The 23,220-nt window shown below is 71.0% G+C and carries 18 protein-coding genes; 8 read left to right on the top strand and 10 right to left on the bottom strand.

Going from position 1 to position 23,220, the window contains the following annotated elements:
* Positions 1–9: 9 nt before the first annotated feature.
* The 4 genes from bcsA to WJM96_RS16050 all read right to left on the bottom strand — a co-directional run bounded on the left by bcsA (position 10) and on the right by WJM96_RS16050 (position 7,349).
* Positions 10–4,500, bottom strand: coding sequence for a UDP-forming cellulose synthase catalytic subunit (bcsA, locus tag WJM96_RS16065; protein ID WP_424813530.1), 4,491 nt, complete (start codon positions 4,498–4,500; stop codon positions 10–12).
* Positions 4,500–5,318 (bottom strand): cellulose synthase operon protein YhjQ/BcsQ, encoded by an 819-nt coding sequence (locus WJM96_RS16060; RefSeq protein ID WP_424813529.1) that lies wholly within the window; start codon positions 5,316–5,318, stop codon positions 4,500–4,502. The genes bcsA and WJM96_RS16060 overlap by 1 nt, the downstream gene beginning before the upstream one ends.
* A gap of 7 nt (positions 5,319–5,325) precedes the next feature.
* A complete protein-coding gene (locus WJM96_RS16055) occupies positions 5,326–5,853 on the bottom strand; it encodes a hypothetical protein (protein ID WP_424813528.1) in 528 nt (175 codons plus the stop codon).
* Positions 5,854–6,206: 353 nt separating this feature from the next.
* Positions 6,207–7,349, bottom strand: coding sequence for an alpha/beta fold hydrolase (locus WJM96_RS16050; protein ID WP_424813527.1), 1,143 nt, complete (start codon positions 7,347–7,349; stop codon positions 6,207–6,209).
* Between the two features lie 100 nt (positions 7,350–7,449).
* Here WJM96_RS16050 and WJM96_RS16045 point away from each other — a divergent pair, with 100 nt between their 5' ends.
* The 3 genes from WJM96_RS16045 (at position 7,450) to WJM96_RS16035 (ending at position 11,076) form a co-directional block, all read left to right on the top strand.
* Positions 7,450–8,142, top strand: coding sequence for a winged helix-turn-helix domain-containing protein (locus WJM96_RS16045; RefSeq protein WP_424813526.1), 693 nt, complete (start codon positions 7,450–7,452; stop codon positions 8,140–8,142).
* The gene (locus WJM96_RS16040) at positions 8,139–9,461 is read left to right on the top strand and encodes a sensor histidine kinase (RefSeq protein ID WP_424813525.1); all 1,323 of its coding nucleotides are present in this window, start codon (positions 8,139–8,141) and stop codon (positions 9,459–9,461) included. Before WJM96_RS16045 ends, WJM96_RS16040 begins: the two co-directional genes overlap by 4 nt.
* 100 nt (positions 9,462–9,561) lie before the next feature.
* On the top strand, positions 9,562–11,076 hold the full coding sequence (locus WJM96_RS16035; RefSeq protein WP_424813524.1) for a DegQ family serine endoprotease: 1,515 nt from the start codon (positions 9,562–9,564) through the stop codon (positions 11,074–11,076).
* 137 nt (positions 11,077–11,213) lie between these two features.
* On the opposite strand, the gene WJM96_RS16030 is transcribed toward WJM96_RS16035, so the two are convergent.
* Positions 11,214–12,536, bottom strand: a complete 1,323-nt coding sequence (locus tag WJM96_RS16030) for a L,D-transpeptidase family protein (protein ID WP_424813523.1) — start codon at positions 12,534–12,536, stop codon at positions 11,214–11,216.
* 238 nt (positions 12,537–12,774) lie between these two features.
* Between WJM96_RS16030 and WJM96_RS16025 the strand changes: the two genes are divergently transcribed.
* Positions 12,775–12,960: a hypothetical protein gene (locus WJM96_RS16025; RefSeq protein WP_424813522.1), complete on the top strand. Its 186-nt coding sequence runs from the start codon at positions 12,775–12,777 to the stop codon at positions 12,958–12,960.
* An 81-nt stretch (positions 12,961–13,041) separates the two neighbouring features.
* On the opposite strand, the gene WJM96_RS16020 is transcribed toward WJM96_RS16025, so the two are convergent.
* The 4 genes from WJM96_RS16020 to WJM96_RS16005 all read right to left on the bottom strand — a co-directional run bounded on the left by WJM96_RS16020 (position 13,042) and on the right by WJM96_RS16005 (position 19,515).
* Positions 13,042–14,742: a DEAD/DEAH box helicase gene (locus tag WJM96_RS16020; RefSeq protein WP_424813521.1), complete on the bottom strand. Its 1,701-nt coding sequence runs from the start codon at positions 14,740–14,742 to the stop codon at positions 13,042–13,044.
* A 231-nt stretch (positions 14,743–14,973) separates the two neighbouring features.
* Positions 14,974–16,536, bottom strand: coding sequence for a hydantoinase B/oxoprolinase family protein (locus WJM96_RS16015; protein ID WP_424813520.1), 1,563 nt, complete (start codon positions 16,534–16,536; stop codon positions 14,974–14,976).
* A complete protein-coding gene (locus WJM96_RS16010; RefSeq protein WP_424813519.1) occupies positions 16,533–18,566 on the bottom strand; it encodes a hydantoinase/oxoprolinase family protein in 2,034 nt (677 codons plus the stop codon). Before WJM96_RS16010 ends, WJM96_RS16015 begins: the two co-directional genes overlap by 4 nt.
* Position 18,567: 1 nt before the next feature.
* Positions 18,568–19,515 (bottom strand): Bug family tripartite tricarboxylate transporter substrate binding protein, encoded by a 948-nt coding sequence (locus tag WJM96_RS16005; protein WP_424813518.1) that lies wholly within the window; start codon positions 19,513–19,515, stop codon positions 18,568–18,570.
* 163 nt (positions 19,516–19,678) lie between these two features.
* Between WJM96_RS16005 and WJM96_RS16000 the strand changes: the two genes are divergently transcribed.
* The 4 genes from WJM96_RS16000 (at position 19,679) to WJM96_RS15985 (ending at position 22,537) form a co-directional block, all read left to right on the top strand.
* Positions 19,679–20,380 carry a glutathione S-transferase family protein gene (locus WJM96_RS16000; RefSeq protein WP_424813517.1) on the top strand — a complete coding sequence of 234 codons (702 nt, stop codon included), beginning with the start codon at positions 19,679–19,681 and terminating at the stop codon, positions 20,378–20,380.
* 55 nt (positions 20,381–20,435) lie between these two features.
* Positions 20,436–21,116 carry a DUF1223 domain-containing protein gene (locus WJM96_RS15995; protein WP_424813516.1) on the top strand — a complete coding sequence of 227 codons (681 nt, stop codon included), beginning with the start codon at positions 20,436–20,438 and terminating at the stop codon, positions 21,114–21,116.
* 81 nt (positions 21,117–21,197) lie between these two features.
* The gene (locus WJM96_RS15990) at positions 21,198–21,677 is read left to right on the top strand and encodes a hypothetical protein (RefSeq protein WP_424813515.1); all 480 of its coding nucleotides are present in this window, start codon (positions 21,198–21,200) and stop codon (positions 21,675–21,677) included.
* A 239-nt stretch (positions 21,678–21,916) separates the two neighbouring features.
* A complete protein-coding gene (locus WJM96_RS15985) occupies positions 21,917–22,537 on the top strand; it encodes a MarR family winged helix-turn-helix transcriptional regulator (protein WP_424813514.1) in 621 nt (206 codons plus the stop codon).
* Here WJM96_RS15985 and WJM96_RS15980 read toward each other — a convergent pair.
* Positions 22,534–23,217 (bottom strand): HpcH/HpaI aldolase/citrate lyase family protein, encoded by a 684-nt coding sequence (locus WJM96_RS15980; RefSeq protein WP_424813513.1) that lies wholly within the window; start codon positions 23,215–23,217, stop codon positions 22,534–22,536. The genes WJM96_RS15985 and WJM96_RS15980 overlap by 4 nt on opposite strands.
* Positions 23,218–23,220 lie beyond the last annotated feature (3 nt).

The following is a 23,220-nucleotide window of genomic DNA, read 5'->3' as shown; positions in this document are numbered from 1 at the left end:
TGCAGAATCTCACGTCCGCATGCGGGCGCGCAACCGCGAAAGCGCGCGGCGTCGCAGGATCCAGAAGATCGGCGCGCCGATCAGGAAGCCCGCGGCGCCGAGCAGGATGAGAAGCCGCTCCGGCCGCGCATCCAGCCAGACCTGCGGTGCCAGCCAGAGCGGCAGCCGCCCGACGCCATAGGTCGTTCCCACGCGGAAGCCCGACATCCTCCCTTCCGACAAGATCGCGACGTCGCCCTGGATGCGGGGCGCGAGCTCGGGATCGCGCAGCGATGCCACCAGCCGCTGCACAGCCACGGGCGTGGCGCCCGTGAACGCGACGATGGAGCGCGACGAATCGAGCGGGCTCTGCGCGCCGAGCAGCGCCGCGAAGCCCTCGCCGGTATGGTCCGCGAGATAGGCGCTGGCGCGCGTGACCTCCGATGCGGCCGGCACCGACACGAAGAGGCCGCGCACGTCCTGGAGCATGTCCGGCAAAGCGAGGGTGACGCGGTTACCCTCCAGCTTCACCGGGCTCTCCCGCACCAGCCCGGGCAACGCCGGGTTGCGGCCAAGCGCGCCCATGACGATCAGATCCTTGCCCGCCACCGTCGGCACCGCGCCCGGTGACGCCACCTGCACGCCCGTCGCGGGCAGGCCCACGATGGCGGCCATCTGGCCCACGAGGTCGAGGAAGGAGGTCAGCTCCACCGTGCTCGGGCGCTCGGGGAGGACGAAGGCGGTGTTGGAGAGATCCGCGAGCCGGGTGAAGGGAAAGCCGGAGGAAGCGAAGTAGCCGAGATTGGGCAGCCGCGCGTAGCGGTGCGCGCGCCGGAGGTCCACGGTGCTGTCCGGGTCGATGGTCGCGCGCAGCTCGGCCGGGACGGCCACGCATTCGCCGCGTGCCATCGGCCGCATGTCGAAGCGCAGCTGCAGCTCGTCACGCCCCTGCACGAGGTAGGATGGGATGATGGCGCGGCCGCTGCGGAAGCCGGTCTGCAAGCCGATGCGATCCCAGACCCATTCCGCCGCCGAGGACAACAGCGGGAAATATTCGGGATCCGCCAGGCGGAAGCTCCGCAGATAGACATCGGACACCGAGACATCGAGCCGCGAGGTCGAGACATCCACGACCGGCCCCGGCGGCGAGCGGTAGCGCAGGCTCACCGGGAATCCCCGATGGCGCCAGGTCAGGATGTCCGGCGCGGTGCGCAGCGGCACGCGGATGGCGCCGGGCGAATACCCCTCCGAGGTCAGCTCCTCGCGCGGGATCAGGCTGCCGATCTGGACCGGGCGATCCGTGCGGATCCAGCGCGGCGCGTCATAAGGCTCGCGCGCCGCCAGCGTGGGCGGCACGACGCGCGCGGTTTCGCCCGAGAGCGTGCCGCGCCCCGCGACCAGCGCCTGGGCGGCCGTCACCGCCTCGGCCTCGCTCCGGCCGGCGATGACCAGCAGCGTGCCGAAGGGATCGGACGGATTGGCGACGAGGCTGAGCGTCGGGCCATCGATGCGCGGCAGGGCGAGGCCGGGCACCGCGTCCACGCCGGCCGCGATCACGATCGCGTCACCCTGCTCGGGCACGGCGCGCGAGACCGGGAAGGTCGCGCCGCGATAATCCGCCTGCACGGCGAACCATGAGGCGACGATGGCCGCCGCGCGCAGCCCCTGCGGCCCCAGCGCCTCGGGCAGCACCGCCGGGATCGTCGCCGCGGTCCGCAGCACGCGGCGGTCGAAGATCGGCTCCGGGAGCCGGGCTAGGTCGCGCTGCGGCGGCAGCCGCTCGATCCGCAGCTCCACCGTCGAGAGATCCGTGATGGTGGCCCAGAGCAGGCCCGAGAGCGGGTCGTTGCACTCGACGGCGTAGCGCCCGCTGAAGCGGAAGTTCAGCCGGTTGATCTCGCTGAAATAGAGCGGGTCCAGGGGGAATTCGAGCGGTCCGAAGCTCTGCCGCGCCGGATCCATGGGGATGGTGCCCACCGGCTGATCGTTCAGCGTGATCGCGATCTGGCTGAGGTTCGGAATCAGCGCGGGCGAGGATGCGCCCGAGATGTTGATGCGCGCCTGCGTCACCACCTCATCGGCGCGCAGGCCGAACACGACGCCCTGAAGGTCCGAGATGCCGCGGAGCTGCATGGGCCCCGTGATGCCGAGCTCACGGAGGTTGCGCGTGACGATGCGCGCGCCCGGGGGCAAGGCGTCGGCCGTCGGCGCGGCGGCGGGCGGGGACATCGCCGGCGCGGCGGGCGTCTGGGCAGCGGCGGGCGCGGCGAAGGCGAGCCCTGCGGCCAGCAGCAGCGCCGCCACCTCCTTGACGCGGGCGGCAGGAAGACGGCGCGGCGCCACCACGTCGGAGACGCGCGGCGCCTGGGCGGCGGGCGCGGCCGCGATGGGCCGCGCGGCGGGCCGCAGCAGGCCGAAGCGGTACTTGCGGAAGACGGCATCCCGCGTGCAGGCGAGGACGTTGGCAAGCGAGCGCAGGGGGCGGTCCTTTGGAAAATGGTCCCAGTGCAGCCAGGCATCCGGCCGGCCGAAGAAGGCGCGGACAATCGCGGCCTCGTCGGCGATCTTCTCGATGACGAATTGCAGATAGGCCTCCTGCCCTTCCCAGCGGATCACCTCCGCCTTGAGGGTGAGGACCTCATCGCCCGTCTCGAAGGCGACGGTCACGTGGTCGCCCTCGGCCACGCCGACGGCGCCGGCCAGCACCATGCGCGCGCCCGACAGCGAGAGGTTCGCGCTGTGCGCCTCCAGCCGGTCGCCATTGGGCAGGACGACATAGGCGGGAAGGTCGGCCTCAACGCGGGCGCGGGTGCGGGACTGCTCCCGCTCGCGACCCACGGCGACGGAGGCGGAGAGCGAGATCAGGCACTGCGCCGCCCAGACCGTGTTCAGCAAATAGGCGTTGGACTCGATCGTGCCCCATTCGTGCACGCTGATGCCCCAGATGCCGATGACGACGCCGATCGTCATGAGCCCGAGCATGATGAGGTTCGGCAGCACCGCGCGGAAATCGAGATAGCCCGATTCCAGGATGCCGCCCTTGTCGGTCACGTTGAACTTGCCCTTGCTGGGGTCGAGCAGCGTCAGCACGGTGACGGGCGTGAGCGGCACGGCGAGCGAGGCCTCGTAGATCTCCGACCAGAAGGAATGGCGGTGCGGCCCGTTCAGCCGCGCGGTCGTCGCGATGGCATGGATGATATGCGACCCGGCATAGGCCGCGATGGCCAGGGGCGAGGCCGCGATCACGCTGACGCCGAAGAAGAGGAAGGCGAGCGGCGAGGTCAGGAAGACGATGCGCGGCAGGGCGAAAAGGAAGCCGAACCCCGCGATGAAGTAGCAGAAGCGCTGCGGCCAGCTCAGATTCTCGGCGAGCGGCGTGTTCTCGACGCGCATGATCTGCAGCATGCCGCGCGCCCAGCGCAGCCGCTGGCCGATATGCAGCGCCAGCCGCTCCGTCGCCAGGCCGGCGGCGAGCGGGATGCGGATATAGGCCGTGTGCCAGCCGCGCTGCTGCATCTTGAGCGAGCAGTGGCAATCCTCGGTGACGGTGGTGTGCGGCACGCCGCCCACCTCTTCCAGCGCCTCCCGCCGGAGCACGGCGCAGGAGCCGCAGAAGAAGGCGGCGTTCCACAGGTCGTTGCCCGGCTGGATCACGCCGTAGAAGAGAAGGCCCTCGTTCGGCACCTGGTGCTGGCGCACGAGGTTCCGCTCGAAGGGATCGGGCGAATAGAAGTAGTGCGGCGTCTGCACCATGCCGATCCGCTTGTCGCGTTCCAGCCAGCCGAGGGTCATCTGCAGGAAGGCGCGGGTGGGCGCATGGTCGCAGTCGAAGATGGCGATGTACTGGCCGGTCGTGTGCTGCAGCGCGTGGTTGAGGTTGCCCGCCTTGGCACCCTTGTTGTCGGGCCGGATGATGTAGCCGCAGCCCGCCTGCTCGGCGAACTCGCGGAATTCCGGGCGGCGGCCGTCATCCAGGATCCAGACGCTCAGCTTCTCGCGCGGGTAGTCCATGTTCATCGCGGCCAGCACCGTCGGGCGCACGAGGTCGAGGCTCTCGTTGTAGGACGGGACGTAGACGTCCACCGTCGGCCATTCCTCGGGGTCGGCGGGCAGCGGCACCGGCTTGCGGTTCAGCGGATAGACGGTCTGAACGTAGGAAAGCGCCATCAGGAGCCCGGCGAAGAGCTCCGCCGCGAAGAGGCCGAGGCCGAGGATGGTCTGCAGCGCGGTCTCGAAGCCCAGCGTCTCGGTGGCCCGCCAGAAGAGGTAGCGGCTCGTCACCATGATGGAGATCGCGGCCAGCGCGATGCCCGCCAGCCGCGACGGGTTGCGGTTGATGATGAGGAACATCGCGACGCCGCCCAGCGTCAGCCAGGCCTGGTCCTCGCCCTGCAGGGGCGTCGTGATGAAAAAGACCGCGAAGAGCAGGCCCAGCAGCACGGAAGCCGCGCGCTGCGCCTTGCGCCATGGCGTGGCCTCGCCCGGGAAGGTCTGCCGGACGGTGAAACGCTCGACCCGCATCAGCCCCCCCAGTCGTTCAGCGCGGAGAAATTGCGCCCGCCGCGCGGCTTGTCCTGCCGGGGCTCGGGCAGCAGGCGCAGCAGCGTGTCGGCCAGGACCTGCAGGTCCTCCGCCGCGCCGGCGTCCTCCTCCAGCAGGAGGCGCTTGTCGGCCAACGCCTCGGCGATCGCCTGGTCGCGGCAGACGGCGCCGACGAGGCGCTTGCCCAGCGCCTGCTGCGCCATGTTCCACACGGCATCCGAAAGCGGCTCGGCCTCGTCGAGCTGGTTCAGCACGACCACCGCGCGATCCGCCATGCGGGAGGCCAGCGTGCCGCGGCCCAGGAAGCGGTTGCCCGCGACGTGCGGGATGATGGCGGCGCTCCCGCCATCGGCGAGCAGCACCAGGACCATCAGGTCCACCAGCGGCGTCAGCGCGGCAAGCGGCCCGCTCGGCCCCGGCGGGCTGTCCACCACCACGATGGTGTCCGGCTCGGCCAACATCTCGCGCACGGGATCGGCGATGCGGGCGGGCTGGGTCAGCAATTCGTGCGACAGTTCCATGACGCGCAGCGGGTCGGCCGCTCCGAAGGGCAGCATCTCCACGCCAAAGCGCGTCGGCAGCAGGCACTCGCGCCAGGGCCGCCCCTCGCGCAGGCTGGTGACGAAGCCCCCCTCCTCGCGCATCGGCACGCCCAGATGCAGGCGCAGCGCGTTCTGCGGGTCGAGGTCGATCGCGATCACGCGGCGCCCGCGCCGCGCGAAGAGCGCGGCCATATGGGCGGTGACGGTGGTCTTGCCCACGCCCCCCTTGGGCGAGGCGAAGGCGATCAGCGGCATGGCATTCTCAACTCGGGTCGCTTTCGCGGAAGGGGGCGCGGCCGGTGCGCGCGCGGCGGGGGCGCAACTCGCGCCGGATCTCGTCCAGGAGGGCGTAGCTCTGGCCGCCGCGCGGCGCCTCCCTCGGCTCCTGCGCGAGTTCGGAGAGGCGGCGCAGGCCGGGGTGGCCGGAGCCTGAGCGCGCGGCCACGGGTGCCGCGGAAGGCTCGGGCAGCGCGGGTGGCAGCGGCGGCACGGCAGGCGCCCGCGCCGCGGCGGGCATGCTCGGCGCCGGCGGGGGCGGAGGCGGCTCGGGCGCGATTTGCGGCAGCGGCGGATCGGCGTGCAGCGAGACGGGCAATTGGCGCTCAGGCGCATTGATTCGTCCGGTCTCCTCGGCCGCCAATTCGGCGGCCGGGTCCGGGGGCAGGGTCTCCTCGGCCGCGACCGGGGCGACCGGCGCGGGCACCGCATCGAAATCCACCGGCGGGAACGAAACGTAGCGCATCCCGGCCATGTGGCAGGCGGCCATGATGTTGGCGATCTCGCGCTGCACTCGCCAAAAACCTCCTCTTTCGGCTCGCCCTCAGTACCTTTGCCGGTTTGGTGGATTCGCGCGAGTCAACAAACGCCTGCAATGTCTTGCGGGTTTCCGCGACTGGGAAGCTTGCGCCCGTTCAGCCCATCCGGGCCGAAGCGGCGCCGCGGCAGGTTCGAGCCGCCGGGATTCCCATCTTCGGAATCCGGGCCGCGCAGCTCGGCGGGGGCGTGCGCCTCGACAACAGCAGGACCATGCGGCCAGGGCCGCCTCACACCTGACCGACAGCCGCCCCATGCCGATCCCCCTCGCGTCCCGCGGGAGGGTAGGTCGTCCCGCCCTGCACCTTAAGTATGTATCGGCATGAAGATTCAATCTCTGCCGCGCAGGAACTCCAGCAGAAGCCGCACCACCTCCGCGGGCTGCTCCTGCTGCACCCAATGGCCCGCACCCGGGATGAGGTGGATGCCGCGGAAATCCGCGCAGGCCCGCTGCTCCATCGCTTCCAGCGCACCGGGCTTCTGGTGGATGCCCCAGTCAGATGCGCCGGCGATGAAGCAGGCGGGCACCTCGATGCGTCGGCCCGCGAAAAGGCGCATCTCCTCCTCCGCGAGGCCGGTCGTGGTGACGCGATAGGATTGCAGCCCGCCCTGGAAGCCGGTGCGGCCATACTCCTCGGCATAGACGGCGAGCGCGGCCTCGGAGAGCCAGCGGTTGGCCGCGACCTCGGCGGGGCCCGGCATCTCGGGCGCCACCGTCTCCGCCATGCCGCGGTCGGCGGGCATGATGTAGTAGGTCGGCATCTTCGCGAGCTCGGACGCCTCCCAGCCCGCGAGGCGATAGGGCTTGTTCGCGGCCCAGTCGGCGCTCTTGTGGTGGTAGTAGGCGCGGATGAAGTTCGCGAGGCCCTGCTTCGCGCGCCACATGTTCTCGTTGGCGCCGCGCGTCGAGTAGTACCATTGGTAATGCTGGCGCGGCGGGTCGAGACGGCCCAGCGCCTCGTTCATCCCGCCGGAGGCAAGGCCCGTGACGCCCTCCGCCTGCTCGCCCTTCGGATAGGGGCGCGGGCCGGGCCAGGGCGCGCTCATCATCGCGACCTTGCGGAACACGTCGGGCCGCGAGACGGCGCAATTTCCGGCGACAGGCGATCCGAAATCATGGCCGATGACGGCCGCGGCCTCGTCGTATCCGAGCGCCGCCACCAGCGCGAGCGCGTCGCGCACGTAGCTCAGCGGGCCGAAGCTGCGGAGATCGCCGTCATAATCCGCGGACCATCCGGTGGTGCGGCCATAGCCGCGCTGGTCCGGCGCCGCGACGCGATAGCCGGCATCCGCCAGCGGGCGGATGATGTGGCGCCAGGAAAAGGCGAGCTCCGGAAAGCCGTGCAGCAGCAGCAGGAGCGGCCGGCCGGGCTCGCCCGCCTCCAGCACGTGCATGTCGAGCCCGTTCACATTGCGGACGATGCGGGCGCTGACGCCCTCGGGCAGATGGGCCGCGTCGAGCGGTGCCGTCATGGTGTTTCCTCCGTGTTCGGTGGGAGGATAGGCGGGCCGCGCCACCCTGTCTTGGCCCCCCGATCCGTGGCAGCCTGCCCATGACGGACAAGGGCAAGGCATGCGCATCCTCCTGATCGAGGACGACGAGACCACCGCGGGCTACATCATCAAGGGCCTTCGCGAGGAGGGGCATGTGGTGGACCACGCCGCCAATGGCCGGGACGGCATGTTCCTCGCCATGAACGAGCCCTTCGACGTCATCGTGACCGACCGCATGCTGCCGGGGCCGGACGGCCTCGCCATCACGCGCGCGCTGCGCCTCGCGGAGATCACGACCCCCGTGCTGATGCTGACGGCGCTGGGCGAGGTGGAGAAGAAGGTGGAGGGGCTGGAGGCCGGGGCGGACGACTACCTCGCCAAGCCCTTCGCCTTCGCCGAGCTGCGCGCGCGCATCCGCGCGCTGGCCCGCCGCCCCGCCGGCCCGCCGGCCGAGCAATCCACGCTGAGCCTGGGCGAGCTGAGGATGGACCTGCTGCAGCGGGTCGCCACGCGCGGCACGCGCAAGCTGGACCTGCTGCCCACGGAATGGCGGCTGCTGGAATTCCTGATGCGCCATCCCGGCCAGGTGATCACGCGCACCATGCTGCTGGAGAAGGTGTGGGACTTCTCCTTCGACCCCACGACCAACGTGGTGGACGTGCATGTGAGCCGCCTTCGCCGAAAGCTCGACCTGCCGGGAGAGGCGCCGATGATCCGCACGGTGCGCGGCGCAGGCTACGCGCTGGAGGCGCCCGAGCCGGTGCAGGTGTGAGGTCGCTCTCGAGCTTCGCGGTCCGCGTCGCGACCGCTTCGGCGGCGGTGATGCTCGTGCTCTCGCTGCTCGGCTCCTACTGGGGCTGGTGGCGGGCGGAGGGGGCGCTGCGCCAGCAGCTCGACCTCGCCATCGCGGCCGAGGCCGAGGGTTTCCTGCGCGAGTTCCAGGATTTCGGCCTGCGCGGCCTGGCGGCGGAGGTGGAGGCCTATTCGCGGCGCCGCGGGCCGCTCTTCGTGGCGCTGCTGTCGCCGGACGGCCGGCTGATCGCGGGACGCCTGCCGCAGCCGCCGCCGCCGCTGCGCGGCTTCGCCAACCTGCCCGGCACGGGTGAGCGCCCGGCGCTGCGCGTGCTGGGCGGCACCCTGCCCGGCGGCGCCACGCTGTTGGTGGCGGCCGACCTGACCCCGGTGGACGAGGCCGCCATGGCCCTGGCCTGGACGCCCCCCATGGCGGGCGGCGCGGCGGCGCTGCTGGCGCTGGTGGTGGGCCTCATCGGCGCGGCGCGCATGGAGCGGCGGCTCGCGCAGGCCTCGGACGCCGCGCGCGACGTGATGGAGGGAGACCTCACCCGCCGCCTGCCGCTCAGCGGTCGCGACGACGAGTTCGACCGCCTCACCGAGACCTTCAACGTCCTGCTCGGCCGCATCGAGGCGCTGATGGTGGCGCAGCGGCAGGTAACGGACGACATCGCGCACGACCTGCGCTCGCCGCTGTCGCGCCTGCGGCAATTGCTGGAGGGCGCGCTGGCCCGGCCGCGCGACCCGGCCGCCGATGCCGAGACGCTGGAACGCGCGATGGCCGAGCTGGATGCGGTGCTGGCCAGCTTCTCCGCCCTCCTGCGCATCGCGCGGGCCGAGAGCGGCGTGCTGCGCCAGGGCTTCGCGGAGCTCGACCTCTCCGCGCTGGTGGAAAGCTGCGCCGAGATCTACGCCCCCGTGGCCGAGGAGGCGGGCAAGGGCTTCGACATGGCGATTGCGCCCGGAATCCGGATGGAAGGTGACGCGGCCCTGCTGCGCCAGGCGGTGGTGAACCTCATCGAGAACGCGGTGAGCCACGGGGGCACCCGCATCGCGCTCAGGCTTCTGCCCGGCCCCGCGATCGAGGTGGAGGATGACGGCCCCGGCATCCCCGCCGGGGAGCGCGAGGCCGCCACCCGCCGCTTCCACCGGCTGGACCGCAGCCGCTCCACCCCCGGCACCGGCCTGGGCCTCGCGCTGGTCGCGGCGGCGGCCAAGGCGCATGGGGGGCGGCTGGTGCTCCTGGACGGCAGCGGCGGGCTGGGCCTGAAGGCCAGGCTGGAGCTCGGCGCCGCCTAGCCTCCCCGGACTCTGACAAACTTGTCATGGTCGTTCCCGGTCCCCTCCAGCGTCCAAGGGGGAAGCTCCGCCCATCGAATTGATGAGACGGAGACGCTTCATGACGACTTCCCCCTCCACCCGCCGCCGCCGCGCCGGCTTCGCCGCCGTGCTCATGGCCGGCACCGCCCTCGGCAGCCTGGCCTTCTGGGAGGGTTCGGCCGGCGCGCAGAGCGCGGCCCCGATCAATCCGCCGGCGGTCTCCCGCCAGGCCGTGGCCCTGCCCGGCTTCGCCGACCTCGTGGACCGCGTGCGCCCCGCCGTCGTGACCATCACGGCGACCGAGCGCGTGGCCCAGGCCTCCGGCCGCTCGCCCTTCCCCGAGGGCAGCGAGCAGGACCAGATGTTCCGCCGCTTCTTCGGTGACCGCGGCCAGCAGCAGCAGCAGCAGCCCCGTGGCCGCGCGCTGGGCTCGGGCTTCATCATCGATGCCGAGGGCCATGTGGTGACCAACAACCACGTCGTCCGCGACGCGGGCTCCGTGAAGGTGACGCTGGAGGACGGCCGCGAGCTGAACGCCCGCGTGGTCGGCCGCGACGAGCGGACGGACATCGCGCTGCTGAAGGTCGATGCCGGCCAGGCCCTGCCCTTCCTGGAGCTGGGCGACAGCAACCGCGCCCGCGTCGGCGACTGGGTCGTGGCCGTGGGCAACCCCTTCGGCCTGGGCGGCACGGTCACCACGGGCGTCGTCTCGGCGCGCGGCCGCAACATCGGCCAGGGCCCCTATGACGACTTCCTGCAGATCGATGCCTCGATCAACAGCGGCAATTCGGGCGGCCCGCTCTTCGGGCTGGACGGCTCGGTCATCGGCGTGAATACGGCGATCTTCTCGCCCAGCGGCGGGTCGGTCGGCATCGGCTTCGCCATCCCGTCGAACATGGTCCGGCAGGTGGTCTCGCAGATCCAGGCGAACGGCCATGTGGAGCGCGGCTTCCTCGGCGCCACCACGCAGAACCTGACGCCGACGCTGGCCCGCGCCATGCAGCTGCCCCGCCCCGAGGGCGCCCTGGTGGGCGAGGTGCAGCCGGACAGCCCGGCGGCCCGCGCCGGCCTGCGCTCCGGCGACGTGGTGACGAAGGTGGGCGACGAGAATGTCGCCAACCCGCGTGACCTGGCCCGGCTGATCGCGGCCTCGCGCCCCGGCAGCACGGTGCAGCTGACGGTGCAGCGCGAGGGCCAGGCGCGGAACCTGAGCGTGACGGTGGCCGAGCTGCGCGACAATGACGGCGCGCGCGGCAAGCCGGGCCGGGAGCAGCGCGAGGCTTCGCGCGGCGGCGCGGTCGGCGTGGGCCTCGCGCCCCTGAACGACCAGGTGCGCCAGCAGCTGAACCTGCCGGAGAGCGTGCGCGGCGGTGCCGTCATCGCCTCCATCCGGCCGGACAGCCCGGCCGCCGAGGCCGGCCTGCGCGAGGGCGACGTGATCGTGGGCGTGGGCAACCGCGAGGTGGCCGACGTCAACCAGGCCGTCAGCGCGATCCGCGACGCGGGCCGCCAGCCGGGTTCCGCCTTGGCGCTGCGCATCGTCCGCGAGGGGCAGAGCGCCTACATCGCGGTGCAGATGCCCGGCCAGGGCTGACGCGACGACCCGTCCCCGGGGCCATCCCCCGCCTCTCTCACGGCCCCTGGGACGGCCGGGCCTCCGGGTTTCCCCCCAAACTTGCCCGGGGGCCCAACACGCGGACCGGAAACGGTCCGCGTGTTTTCTTTTGCGGGCTACGCAGGCCCCGGCGATACCGGGCGATTGTCCACCTGCGTCGGAGCCGGAGCCGGAGCCGGTTGGGGACGGCGCTGCAGAAGCTGCCAGATGGCGGAATCGCGGTTGTAGAAATCCGGGCGGAACTGCACGGCGCCCTCCGTGTCCACGAAGGCGGTCTGGTAGGTCACGAAGACCGGCACCGGAATGGGAAGGGTGTTGCGCGTGGTGCTGCCCGTCGCGATCCACTGATCGATCGTCTCGATCGGTTCCTGCATCAGCATGGCGGCGAATTCGCGGGGATTCTCCACCCGGATGCAGCCGTGGCTGATGCGTCGGTTGTCGCGGGCGAAGACGCGCCGGTTCGGCGTGTCGTGCAGGTAGACGTCGAAGCGGTTCGGCATGTCGAACATGATGAAGCCAAGCCCCGCCTCGGGACCCGCCGCCTGCTCGATCTCGCCATTCACGTGCAGGACCATGTTGTTTCGCGTCAGGTAGTCCGGGTCCCGGCTGAGCCTCGGCAGGATCTCCGCATCCACGATGTCGCGCGGAATCACCCAGGGTGGGTTGACGAAGCTCGCCTCGATCACCGCGCGGAATTCCGGGCTCTGGTTCCGCTCGGCATCGTCGCCGACGACGACGCGCGTCGAGAAGACCGGCCGATAGGTCCGATACAGGACCAGGCGCTGATCGGCGACGTTGACCCAGGCGAAATCCGCCGGAAGCGGCCGCGGCAGCCACCGCAGCCTCTCGAGATTGACCTCGATGGCGCGCAGGCGGGCCTGCGCGACGCGGTTGCCGGCCGCCGCGCCCGCCCTGTAGCGGGGCAGCGACTGACGCAGCACGCGATAGGCCGTGGTCGCGGGCGCCAGGGCCTCGATCGCCGCCCCCGGATCGGGGCTGCCGATCGCCTGGTCCAGCCGGGCCACGACATCCACCGGTTCCGGCGCGAGCGTCTCGTTGTCCCTGCGGCGATCGGTGAGCACGGCGCCGTGCGCCAGGGCATCGGCATAGGAAAGGAACGCGTCGGACATCAGCAGATCGCGATCGAGCGGGGCCAATGTCGTCCGGCGCCGCAACAGGTCCGCGTGGAAGAGGGCAGGATCCAGCCCGTGATCCCGCGCGCGCGTCACGGAGGCGATGAGCGAGGTCGCCTGCTCCTCGCGGCTGGGCCAGATCATTTCGAAATCGTGCCGGGCATAGAAGCGCCGCAGCCTCTCCGTGTTCAGCGCCTCGCCACCGATGGCCAGTTCGGCGCCGCCCGCGATCCGCTGTTGAAGTTCGTTGCCCCCGCGGTCCACCAGCACCGGAATCGTCTCGGGCTGCCCGGCGCAGGCACTCACGCCGCAGGCGGCGGCAAGCGTCGCAGCACTACGCAGCAGGGTCTGACGACGGGTCAGTTCAGTCGAAGTGAGAATCGTTAGCATTTAACGACCAGCTCCGGCCTTGCGATGCAGCATGCATACTTGATGCCTCATGATCGATTTTTGTCGACCGCTCCAATTAGGTGTTTGACTTCGCGCCAAGAATTGCCCCTACAATCTGGCGTTGTCTATGTACCACTGACGCAAGGAGAAGCAGATGTTCGCCGTTTCGAAGATGGTGGCTAGCCGCAAACTCGCCCGCATGGCGGCGATGGTCGCCTTCGTGCTTCCCGTCGCCTTCCTCGCGGGCTGCGCCCAGGATCCGCCGCCGCCGCCGACGCCGGTGATGGCCCCGGCCTCGCCGCCGCCGGCCCCCGCGCCCGTTCCGCGCGCGCGCGGCTGATCGCCGGGGCGCCTCGCCGCGCCCCAGGCTCCGATCGATATCGTCGCGGGGCACCGAATCGCTCGGTGCCCCGCGATTTTTTTAGTGGCGCTGGCTACGCTGCCCCTTGGCCCGCGCGGCGTGATAGGGCGAGCGCGGCTTGCCTTTGGTATCGGGCCGGTGCGGCGCGCGCGGGGCCGGACCCATCGGCACCGACGATTCGATCACGATATGCGCGTCATCCTCGCCGGGGCGCGAGGCGGCATGGGCGAATCGCTGCGCCGCATGGGGCGCGACCTCGAAGCGCGTTTCGCGGTCCATGATGCGGATGCGGCCGATCACGTCGCGCGTCACATGGCCGCGGCGGCAGAGGAAGGGCAGGATCCAGCGCGGGTCGGCCTGGCCGTTGCGGCCCACATTCATGCGGAACCACACGCCCTCGCCAACGGCATCGGGGCCGCGCTCGGGGCGCGGAGCCGGCGCCGGGCGGCCTTCGGCCAGCTCCTCGGGCGCGGGCAACGGGGCACGCAGCTGCTTCACCAGGGCAGCCGCCAGGAGCTCGGGGTTGCGGCCCTCCAGCAGGCGCTGGCCGAGGGCGAGGTCCGCGTCCTCGGGCATCTCCTCCAGCATGGCGGTCGCGGATTCCAGGATGCGCTCGCCGTCCTTGGCGTGGATCTGCTCGGCCGAGGGCGCGGGCGTCCATTCGGCCTTGAGCTTGGCGCCCATCAGCAGCCGCTCGGCGATGCGGCGGCGGTTGTGCGGGACGATCAGGGCGCTGACGCCCTTCTTGCCCGCCCGCCCCGTGCGGCCGGAACGATGGAGCAGCGTCTCGGGGTCGTGCGGCAGCTCGGCATGGATGACGAGCGCGAGATCCGGCAGGTCGATGCCGCGGGCGGCCACGTCGGTCGCGACGCAGATGCGGGCGCGGCCGTCGCGCAGGCCCTGCATGGCGCGGCTGCGCTCGGCCTGCGACAGCTCGCCCGAGAGCGCCACGGCCGAGAAGCCGCGCTCCACCAGGTTGCCGTGCAGGCGGGCCACCGCCGCGCGCGTGGCGCAGAAGACGATGGCGGTGCGCGGGTCGAGGTAGCGCAGCGTGTTCACCACGGCGCGCTCGATCTCGCCCGGGGCCACGGCGAGCGCCCGGTACTCGATGTCGCTGTGCTGCTTGCCCTCGCCCGCCGCCTCGATGCGGAGCGCGTCGCGCTGGTAGCTCTTGGCGAGCTGGGCGATGGGCCTCGGCACGGTGGCGGAGAAGAGCAGCGTGCGGCGCTCGGCCGGCAGCGCGTCGAGGATGGCCTCGAGATCCTCGCGGAAGCCGAGGTCCAGCATCTCGTCGGCCTCGTCGAGCACGACGGCGCGCATGGCGGAGGTCTGAAGGTTGCCGCGCTCGATATGGTCGCGCAGGCGGCCGGGCGTGCCGACCACGATATGCGCGCCATGGGCGAGGCGCCGGCGCTCGGCCAGCGGGTCCATGCCGCCGACGCAGGAGACGACACGGCCGCCGGCGTTGCGATAGAGCCAGTCGAGCTCGGCCTGCACCTGCAGCGCGAGCTCGCGCGTCGGCGCCACGACGAGGGCGAGCGGCAGGCCGGCATGGGGGAGGCGCTCCGCCTCGCCGAGCAGGTCGGCGGAGATGGCGAGGCCATAGGCGACGGTCTTGCCGGAACCGGTCTGGGCTGAGACGAGAAGGTCGCGGCCGGCGGTCTCGGCCTCCAGCACCGCGGCCTGGACGGCGGTGGGCTCGGCATAGCCGCGTTCGGCAAGGGCAGCCGCGATGGGCGCGGCGAGCGAGGGGAAGGGCATGATGAAATCCTGACGGGGCGCGAGCCCACATCGGCCTCAGCGCGCATACTCAAGGGCGGGAGATAGGCGCGCCGGGGGCCGGCGCAAAGCGCGGATCGCACATCTAAGCAATGCGTTGGGCGGGAGAGCGCAAATATTCAAACAGCTATTCACATGTTGATAAATTTGTCTGGACCGCCCTCCTGATCGGATCGGCCTGGCGATGCTGATCCAGCACCTCCTCCCGGCGAATCAGTCCTTCACGCCCATCCCGCCCCCGCCGGGCATTTCCACGATCAGCCGGTCGCCCGCCGGGATGACCTGGAAGCCCTTGGCCTTGAGCGTCTCGCCCGAGGCCAGGCGCACCACGCCATGGGCGCCGTTCGCGCCGCCGTGCCGGCCGCGCGCGGGATACTTCACGCGCTCGAAGGTCGCGAAGATGCCGAAGGCCTCGCCGTGGCGGTGGGAGACCTCCATGATCTGCCCGTCCCCGCCGCGATACTTCCCCGCCCCGCCAGACCCGTCGCGCAGGTCCTTCCGCCAGACGACCAGCGGCGCGACGGTCTCCGTCACCTCCACCGGCACGTTCTTCACGCCCGAGGGGTAGGGCGTGGCGGAGAGCCCGTCCTGGGAGGGCCGTGCGCCCGCGCCACCGGAATGGAACATCGTCACCATGAAGGGGCGCTTGGTGTCGCCCGTCAGCCCCTGCCCAGCCCCGAGCTTGAGGTTCCAGAGGTTCGAGGTCCCCTCCGCCGGCACGCGGCCGGGCAGCGCCTGGTCCAGCGCGCCGAAGACCACGTCGGGCATCATGTGCCCGATGGTGCTGCGCGCATTCACCGCCGCGGGGAAGAGCGCGTTGGCGATACTGCCCGCCGGCGCCGTCACCTTGATGATGTCGAGCGAGCCGGCATTGTTCGGGATGTCGGGGCCGACGATGCAGCGAACGCCGAAGGCCGTGTAGGCATCCGTGTAGCAGAGCGGGCAGTTGATGCCGAAATGGCTCTGGGCCGAGGTGCCCGCGTAATCCACCGCGATATGGTCCTCGGCGATGGTCAGCGCCGCGTGCAGGTCGATCGGCGCCTCCATGCCGTCGATCCGCATGTGGCTCTTCCACGTGCCCTTGGGCAGGGCCGCGATCTCCTTCAGCATCGCCTCGCGCGAGCGCGAGATGATGTGCTCGCCCAGGAGATCCAGGTCGTCGAGGCCGTTCTCCTCCAGCATGGCGGAGAGGCGGCGCTCGCCGGTCTCGTTGCAGGCCATGAGCGCGTAGATGTCGCCCTCCACCTGCACCGGCTCGCGGACATTGGCGCGAACGAGGTCCACGATCCAGCGATCCACCTCGTCCTCGCGCGCCAGCGGCATGATGGGGATGCGGATGCCTTCGTGGAACACCTGGCGCCCGTCCGGCGCGAGGCCGATGCCGCCGATATCCACGACATGCACCGTGCAGGAGAAGAGGCCGACCATCCTGCCCTTGTGAAAGGCGGGCGAGGTCACGACGATGTCGTAGAGATGACCGGTGCCGAGCCACGGGTCGTTGGTGAAGTAGTGGTCGCCCTCCTTCATCTCGGAGGCCGGGATCTTGTCCAGGAAATGGCGCACGCTGCGCGCCATGGAGTTGATGTGGCCGGGCGTGCCGGTCACGGCCTGGGCCAGCATGCGGCCCTCCACGTCGAAGACGCCCGCCGAGATGTCGCCCGCCTCGCGCGCCGAGGTGGAGAAGGCGGTCCGCACCAGCGTGCGCGCCTGCTCCTCGACGACCGAGAGCAGGCGGTTCCACATCACCTGGTAGCGGATGTCGTCGTTCTGGCTCATGGCAGGATCTCCAGCAGGATCTGCTCGGCGGCATTGATGCGGGCGGACCATCCGGCGGGCACGACGGTCGTGGTCTCATCCTCGATGATGAGCGCGGGGCCGCGCAGCGTGGCGCCGGGCGGCAGGGCATCGCGCACATGGATGGCGGCGGCGTCGGTTCGGCCGGTGGCGGGGTCGGTCAGGTCGCGTTCGTGCTCGTGCGCCGGCGGTTCGGCTGCGGGCAGTTCCACGAGCACGGCGGGTTCCGCCACGGGGCGCGAGAGGGAGAGCGCCCAGGTCATCACCTCCGGCTGCAGGCCCGGAATGGCGCGGCCGAAGACCCCGCGGTAGGCGGCGACGAAGGCGTCGTGCAGCGCCTGCCCGCCGATGGGCCCGGTTATGGGCACCGCGATCTCGTGCCCCTGTCCGCGATAGCGCATGAAGGCGGTGCGCGTCTCGGCCAGCCCTTCGCGCGGCGCGGCCTGCAGGACGACCTCCTCGGCCTCCGCGCGCATCTCGGCGAACATGGCTTCCAGCGCGGAGGCGTCCAGCGCGTCGAGCCGGGTGTAGCGCGTGCGGACGACCTCGAAGCCGATGGGCGCCTGCAGGAACCCGTGCGCCGAGCCCACGCCCGCGCCGCGCGGCACGAGCACGCGCCGGATGCCGAGCTTCTGCGCGAGGCGCGCGGCATGGAGCGGCGCGGCGCCGCCGAAGGCGATCATGGTGCGGCCGGCCGTATCCTCACCATTCTCCACGGCATGGACGCGGGCCGCGCTGGCCATGGTCTCGTCCACGATCTCCGCCACGCCGAGCGGCGCGTTGTCGCCCATCGCGGCGAAGGCCTGTGCCGACGCCCCGGGATCGAGCTTCATCGTGCCGCCCGCGAAGAGGTTCGGGTCGAGGCGGCCGAGCAACAGGTCCGCATCCGTCACCGTCGGCATCGTCCCGCCGAGGCCGTAGCAGGCCGGACCCGGCTTGCTGCCCGCGCTGTCGGGACCGATCTGGATGCGGCCCATGGTATCGCGCCGCGCGATGGAGCCGCCGCCGGCACCGATCTCCACCAGCTCGATCACGGGGATGCGGATGGGCAGGCCGCTGCCCTGCACGAAGCGATAGGCGCGCGCCACCTCGAAGCTGCGCGCCATGTGGAACTTGCCGTGGTCGATGAGCGTGAGCTTCGCCGTGGTGCCGCCCATGTCGAAGGCCAGCACGCGGTCGAGCGCGTTCTGCGCGGCGACGTGGCGCGCCAGGATCGCGCCGCCCGCCGGCCCGCTCTCCACCAGCCGCACCGGGAAGCGCCGCGCGGCCTCCACCGTGCAGAGCCCGCCGGAGGACATCATCATCAGCACGGGCGCGCCGACGCCGAGGCCACGCAGCCCCTCCTCGATCCCGGCCAGGTAGCCGTCCATCAGCGGGCGCACATAGGCATTGGCGATGGTGGTGCTGGCGCGGTCGTACTCGCGCACCTCGGGGCAGACCTCGCAGGAGAGAGAGAGGGAGACGTCCGGCAGCTCCTGCTGGATGATCTCGCCTGCGCGGCGCTCATGCGCGTCGTTGGTGAAGGAATGCAGGAAGCAGACGGCGATGGCGGTGACGCCATCGGCCCTCGCCTGCGCGCAGACGGCGCGCAGCGCGGCCTCGTCCAGCTCCAGCAGCACGCCGCCATCGGCCGCGATGCGCTCGGGCACGGTGTAGCGCAGCGCGCGCGGCGTCAGCGGTGCGGGACGCTCCATCGTCAGGTCGTATTGCGCGAAGCGATGCTCGTAAGCGATCTCGACGCTGTCGCGGAAGCCCTCGGTCGTGATCAGCGCCGTCTTCGCGCCCTTGCGCTCGATCAGCGCATTGGTCGCCAGCGTCGTGCCATGCAGGACGAGGGCCACCGACGCGGGCTCCACGCCCGCGGAGCCGAGCAGGACGCGCGTGCCCTCGATCACCGCGCGCTCCGGCGCGTCGGGCGTGGTCAGCAGCTTGTGGGAGAAGCTCCGGCCCGGCGTCTCGAGCACGAGGTCGGTGAAGGTGCCGCCGATGTCGACGGCCAGGCGGTGCTGCATCTCAGTCGTTGATCCTGATGTTGCCGGCGCGCACGACGCGCCCCCAGACTTCGGTATCGGCGCGGAGGAAGGCCACGTACTCCGCCCGTGGCATGGGCGCGGGGTGGAGGCCCGCCTCGTCGAAGCGGCGCTTGGTGGCCGGGTCGTTCAGCACCCGCATTACCTCGGCGTGGATGCGGTCCTGGATCGCCTCCGGCGTGCCGGCGGGCGCGACGAGCCCGTACCAGTTCTCGGAGACGTAACCCGGCACCGCCTCGGCCACCGCGGGCGTGTCGGGCAGCAGCGGCCAGCGCGCGGGCGACGTCACCGCCATGGCGCGCGCCTGCCCGCCATTGATGAGCGTGAGCGTCGCGGGATCGCCGTAATAGGCATCCACCACCTTGGCCGCGAGGTCGTTCAGCGCCGGCCCCGTGCCCCGATACGGCACGTGCTCGATCCGCACGCCCGCCATCTGGTTGAAGAGTTCGCCGGTCAGGTGCTGGCTCGTGCCCGCGCCGCCGCTCGCATAGCGAAGCCTGCCCTGCCGCGCGAGGGCGATGAATTCCGGCAGCGTGCGCGCCGGCAGGTCCGTCCGCACGGCGAGGATGAAGGGCATCCGCACCAACCGCGTGATGTTGGCGAGCGCCAGAGGATCATACGGAAGCTGGCGCAGATGCGGCCCGACGGTGAGCGTGCCCGCACCGGTCAGCGACAGCGTGTAGCCATCCGGCGCCGCGTGCGAGAGTGCCTCCACACCGATCACGCCGCCCGCGCCGCCGCGGTTCTCCACCACGACGGATTGGCCGATGTTGCGCCCCAGCGGCTCCGCCAGGAGGCGCGCCGTGAGATCGACGCCGCCGCCCGGTGGAAACGGCACGATCAGGCGGATGGGCCGCGCGGGCCATGTTTGCGCCGATGCCAGCGCGGGTGCCGCAAAGAGTCCCAGTGCCGTCCGCCGTGCGATCGCCATGCCAGCCTCTCCGTCGCGAAGGCTGGAACGGTGGAACAGGCTCGGCGCGGCGGCAATGCCTCAGCTGGCCATTGGCACGCGAAAAACCACGCGGCGCGCGGCGCCTGCTTGCAAGCTCGCGCGCAGGGGCCATGATCCAGCCAGATGAAGGCGAGGAACACGCATGGCTCAACGCAGGCTCTTCGAACTTTGCGGCGCGGATCCGGATATCCGCTTCAGCCCCTATTGCTGGCGCATCCGCATGGCGCTGGCGCATAAGGGGCTGGAGGCCGAGACGGTTCCCTGGCGCTTCACCCAGAACGAGGCCATCGCCTTCGCGGGCTCCCGCACCGTGCCGGTGCTGCAGGATGGCGAGCGCACGATCTCCGACAGCTACGCCATCGCGGAATATCTGGAAGCCACCTATCCCGACCGGCCCGCGCTCTTTCCCGGCCGCGAACCCGGGAGCCTGCGCTTCATCGCCTCCTGGGCTGACCGCGTGCTGATGCCTGCCCTGGCGAGCCTGGTCGTCTCCGACATCACCGACCTGCTGCGGGAGAGCGAGAAGCCCTACTTCATCGAGAGCCGCGAAAAGCGCTTCGGCATGCCCCTCGCCCAGGTCACCGCTGGGCGCGAGGAGCGCCTGCCCGAATTCCGGCACCTGCTGCAGCCCTTGCGCGCCGTGCTGCGCGAGCAGGCCTTCATCGCCGGCGCCGCGCCGGATTACGCGGATTACATCATCTTCGGCAGCTTCATGTGGCCGCGTGTGGTAAGCCCGCTCGTGCTTCTGGAGGCCGACGACCCGGTCCAGGCCTGGATGGACCGGATGCTCGACCTCCATGGCGGCCTGGCGCGTGGCATGCCCGCGCGGAGGGCCGCCGGCTAACCATTCCCCGAGCCCGGACGAAATGAGGGCTGGATCAGAACGGGAGCTCCCCAGCATGCGCCGCCGGACATTTCTCGCAGCCCCGACATTGCTCGTCGCACCCGCCCTCGCCGCGACACCGCTGGTGGTGGCGGAGCTGTTCACGTCTCAATCCTGCTCCTCCTGCCCGCCCGCGGATGCGCTGCTGGGCGAGATCGCGGCGCGCCCGGACGTGCTGGCCCTGGCCTTCCACGTCACCTACTGGGACCGGGCGGGATGGCGGGATCCGTTCTCCCTGCCCGAAGCGACGGACCGCCAGCGCCGCTATGCCGCGACCCTGAGCGGCGCCTACGGGCGCGGACAGCTCTATACCCCGCAGCTTGTCGTGCAGGGGCGGAGGGACGTCGTGGGATCCGACCGGGAGGCCGTCCTGGCGGCGCTCTCGGCGGTCGAGGTGCCCCGCGTGGCGCTCAGCGCCGCGTTGCATCAGGGGCGGGTCGTCGCGCAGGCCGGGGCCGGCGAAGGCCTCGGGACGCTCTGGCTCATCGGCTACGACGCGCGGCACGAGACCCAGGTCCAGCGCGGCGAGAATGCCGGCCGCCGGCTGGTGGACGTGAATGTGGTCCGCAGCATCGAGCGCATCGGCGCCTGGTCCGGCGCGGCGCTTCGCGCGGAGGAGCCGAAGCCCGCCGGCGAGCATGTGGCCGTGCTGCTGCAAGGGCTGGACGGCGTGATCCTCGGGGCGGCCCGGGTCTGAGATTTTGGTAGCCTTCGGGCGCCAAAAGCTGGAGCCTTCGTAGCGCCGCGATTCGCGGCGCCTCGCGACGGGAGACCGCTCATGGCCTTCGATCTCGTGACCATCCACACCGCCATCAGCTTCATCGCGATCGGCGCCGGCGTCGTGGTGGTCTATGAACTGCTGCGCAGCGGGCCCTCGCCGTTCTGGACCGGGCTGTTCCTCCTCACCGCCATTCTGACGAGCGTGACGGGCTATTTCTTTCCCTTCAACGGCCTCCTGCCCTCGCACATCGTGGGCGCGATCGCGCTCGTGGTCCTCGCGGTGGTCCTGGTGGCCCGCTACCTGTTCGGCCTGCGTGGCGGCTGGCGGAAGGTGGACGCGGCAGGGATGGTCGCGAGCCTCTATTTCCTGGTCTTCGTGCTGGTAGCCCAGGCCTTCGCGAAGGTGCCCGCCCTGCACGTCCTGGCGCCGACTCAATCCGAGCCGCCCTTTGCCATCGCGCAGCTGGCCGTGCTGGTTCTCTTCATCGGGCTCGGCATCGGCGCGACGCGCGCCAGCCGCCGGCTCGCCCCGGTCTGAGCCGCAATAGCGGCCGCCCGAGCCGGCCGCCGTGGTCTCCCCCATGTTGCGAGGCTGACCGCGCAAAGCTCTTTCTCTAAGCTATTAATGCCTTGAAGATGAGCGACATTTCCTCTTTTCCGTTCCCGACTCGGCCAGAGGCCATGCAATCTCGGGCCCGCTCCGATGACGCGGGGATTGTTGACGCCGCCTCGTCCACCCTCCTATCGACAACGGACGAACCGAAGCAGGATCGCATTGTGAAGAAGCCGACCGCCGTGAGGAAACCCAAGGCAGAGCCCAAGGTGAAGCCGGGGCTGGGCGAGGGATTCGAGTTGACCGTGAGCTCCCCCGCCCTGCTCGCCAACGGGTCCGACCGCGATTTCCGGCGGCTGGTTCACAACCTCTTCGGGTTCCTGGCCCGGCACGAAGCGATCCGTGAAGGCCATGGCGCCTTCATCGGCCTGGCCGGCATCGAATACACGGTGCTCATCTCCATCGCCCATCTCTCGACCGATGCCGATGTGAGCGTGCGGGACGTGGCCGAGCACCTGCATCTCAGCGGCGCCTTCGTGACCACCGTCACCAACCGCCTGCTGACCAAGGGCCTCATCGCGAAGCGGACAGACCCGACGGACCGCCGCCGCCTGTGCCTGACCGTGACACGCCAGGGACGCGACCTGCTGGCCACGCTGGCGCCGACACAGCGCCAGGTGAACGACGTGCAATTCGATGGGATCTCCGCCGAGGAATTCCGCAGCCTCTCCAGCATGATCGAGCGGCTGATCGAATGCAGTGGCCGGGCGATCTCGCTGCAGCGCTACCTGGCCGACAACGCCCGCGCCACGGTGCCGACGAAGCTCCCCGTGCGGAGCCGCTAGGCTTCGGCGAAGGCGGCGTCGATCACGGGTACGTGCCGAGGGTCGGTCGCCGACTTGCCGGTAAAGCCCATCGCCTTCACCCGCAGGCAATGGGCGTGCAGCCCTTCCAGATCGTCGCGCGGGTGGTAGGGCTCATCATAAATGCCGATGCCCGCCATGGCCGCCGCATGGGCGACGCGCATGCGCGCGTGGAACAGCGGCTCCCACTCGCGCTTCATCCGCATCTGCTTCGAGAAATCCTTGCCGCCGAAGGAGAGCGCGTCGAGCCTTGCAGAGCTGGTCGCGATCTCCTCCACCGCATTCAACCCTTCGGCGGATTCGATGATGGCGGTGAGGCGGATCCCGGCGCACCGGCCCTGCAAAAGCTCTTCGTAGAGCTTCAGCTCGGCGCGTGAGCCGAGCTTGGTCAGCACCACGGAATCCGGCAGTTCCGGCAGTTCCTGGAGAAACAGCACATCGCGCAGGCCATCCAGCGTGCCGAGGGGGCTGAGGCGCAGTGCCGGGCTGCAGCCCGCGGCGCGCGCACCGGCGATGAAGCCCGGCGCCAGCGCGCGGGTCGCGTCCTTCAGCTCATCCGGCACGGTGTCCTCCAGATCGAGGCAGACCGAGGCGGGGCGGGCGGCGAAGGCGGGCGCGAAGACCGCCTCCTGGCCGCCCGTGATCAGCAGCTTGCAGCTCACGTG

Origin of the sequence: Roseococcus sp. YIM B11640 (genome assembly GCF_049727625.1) — a bacterium.
In the GTDB taxonomy this organism is placed as follows: Bacteria; Pseudomonadota; Alphaproteobacteria; order Acetobacterales; family Acetobacteraceae; genus Roseococcus.
Note: the sequence above shows the minus strand (reverse complement) of the source record. Positions and strands in the feature narration are given on the sequence as shown.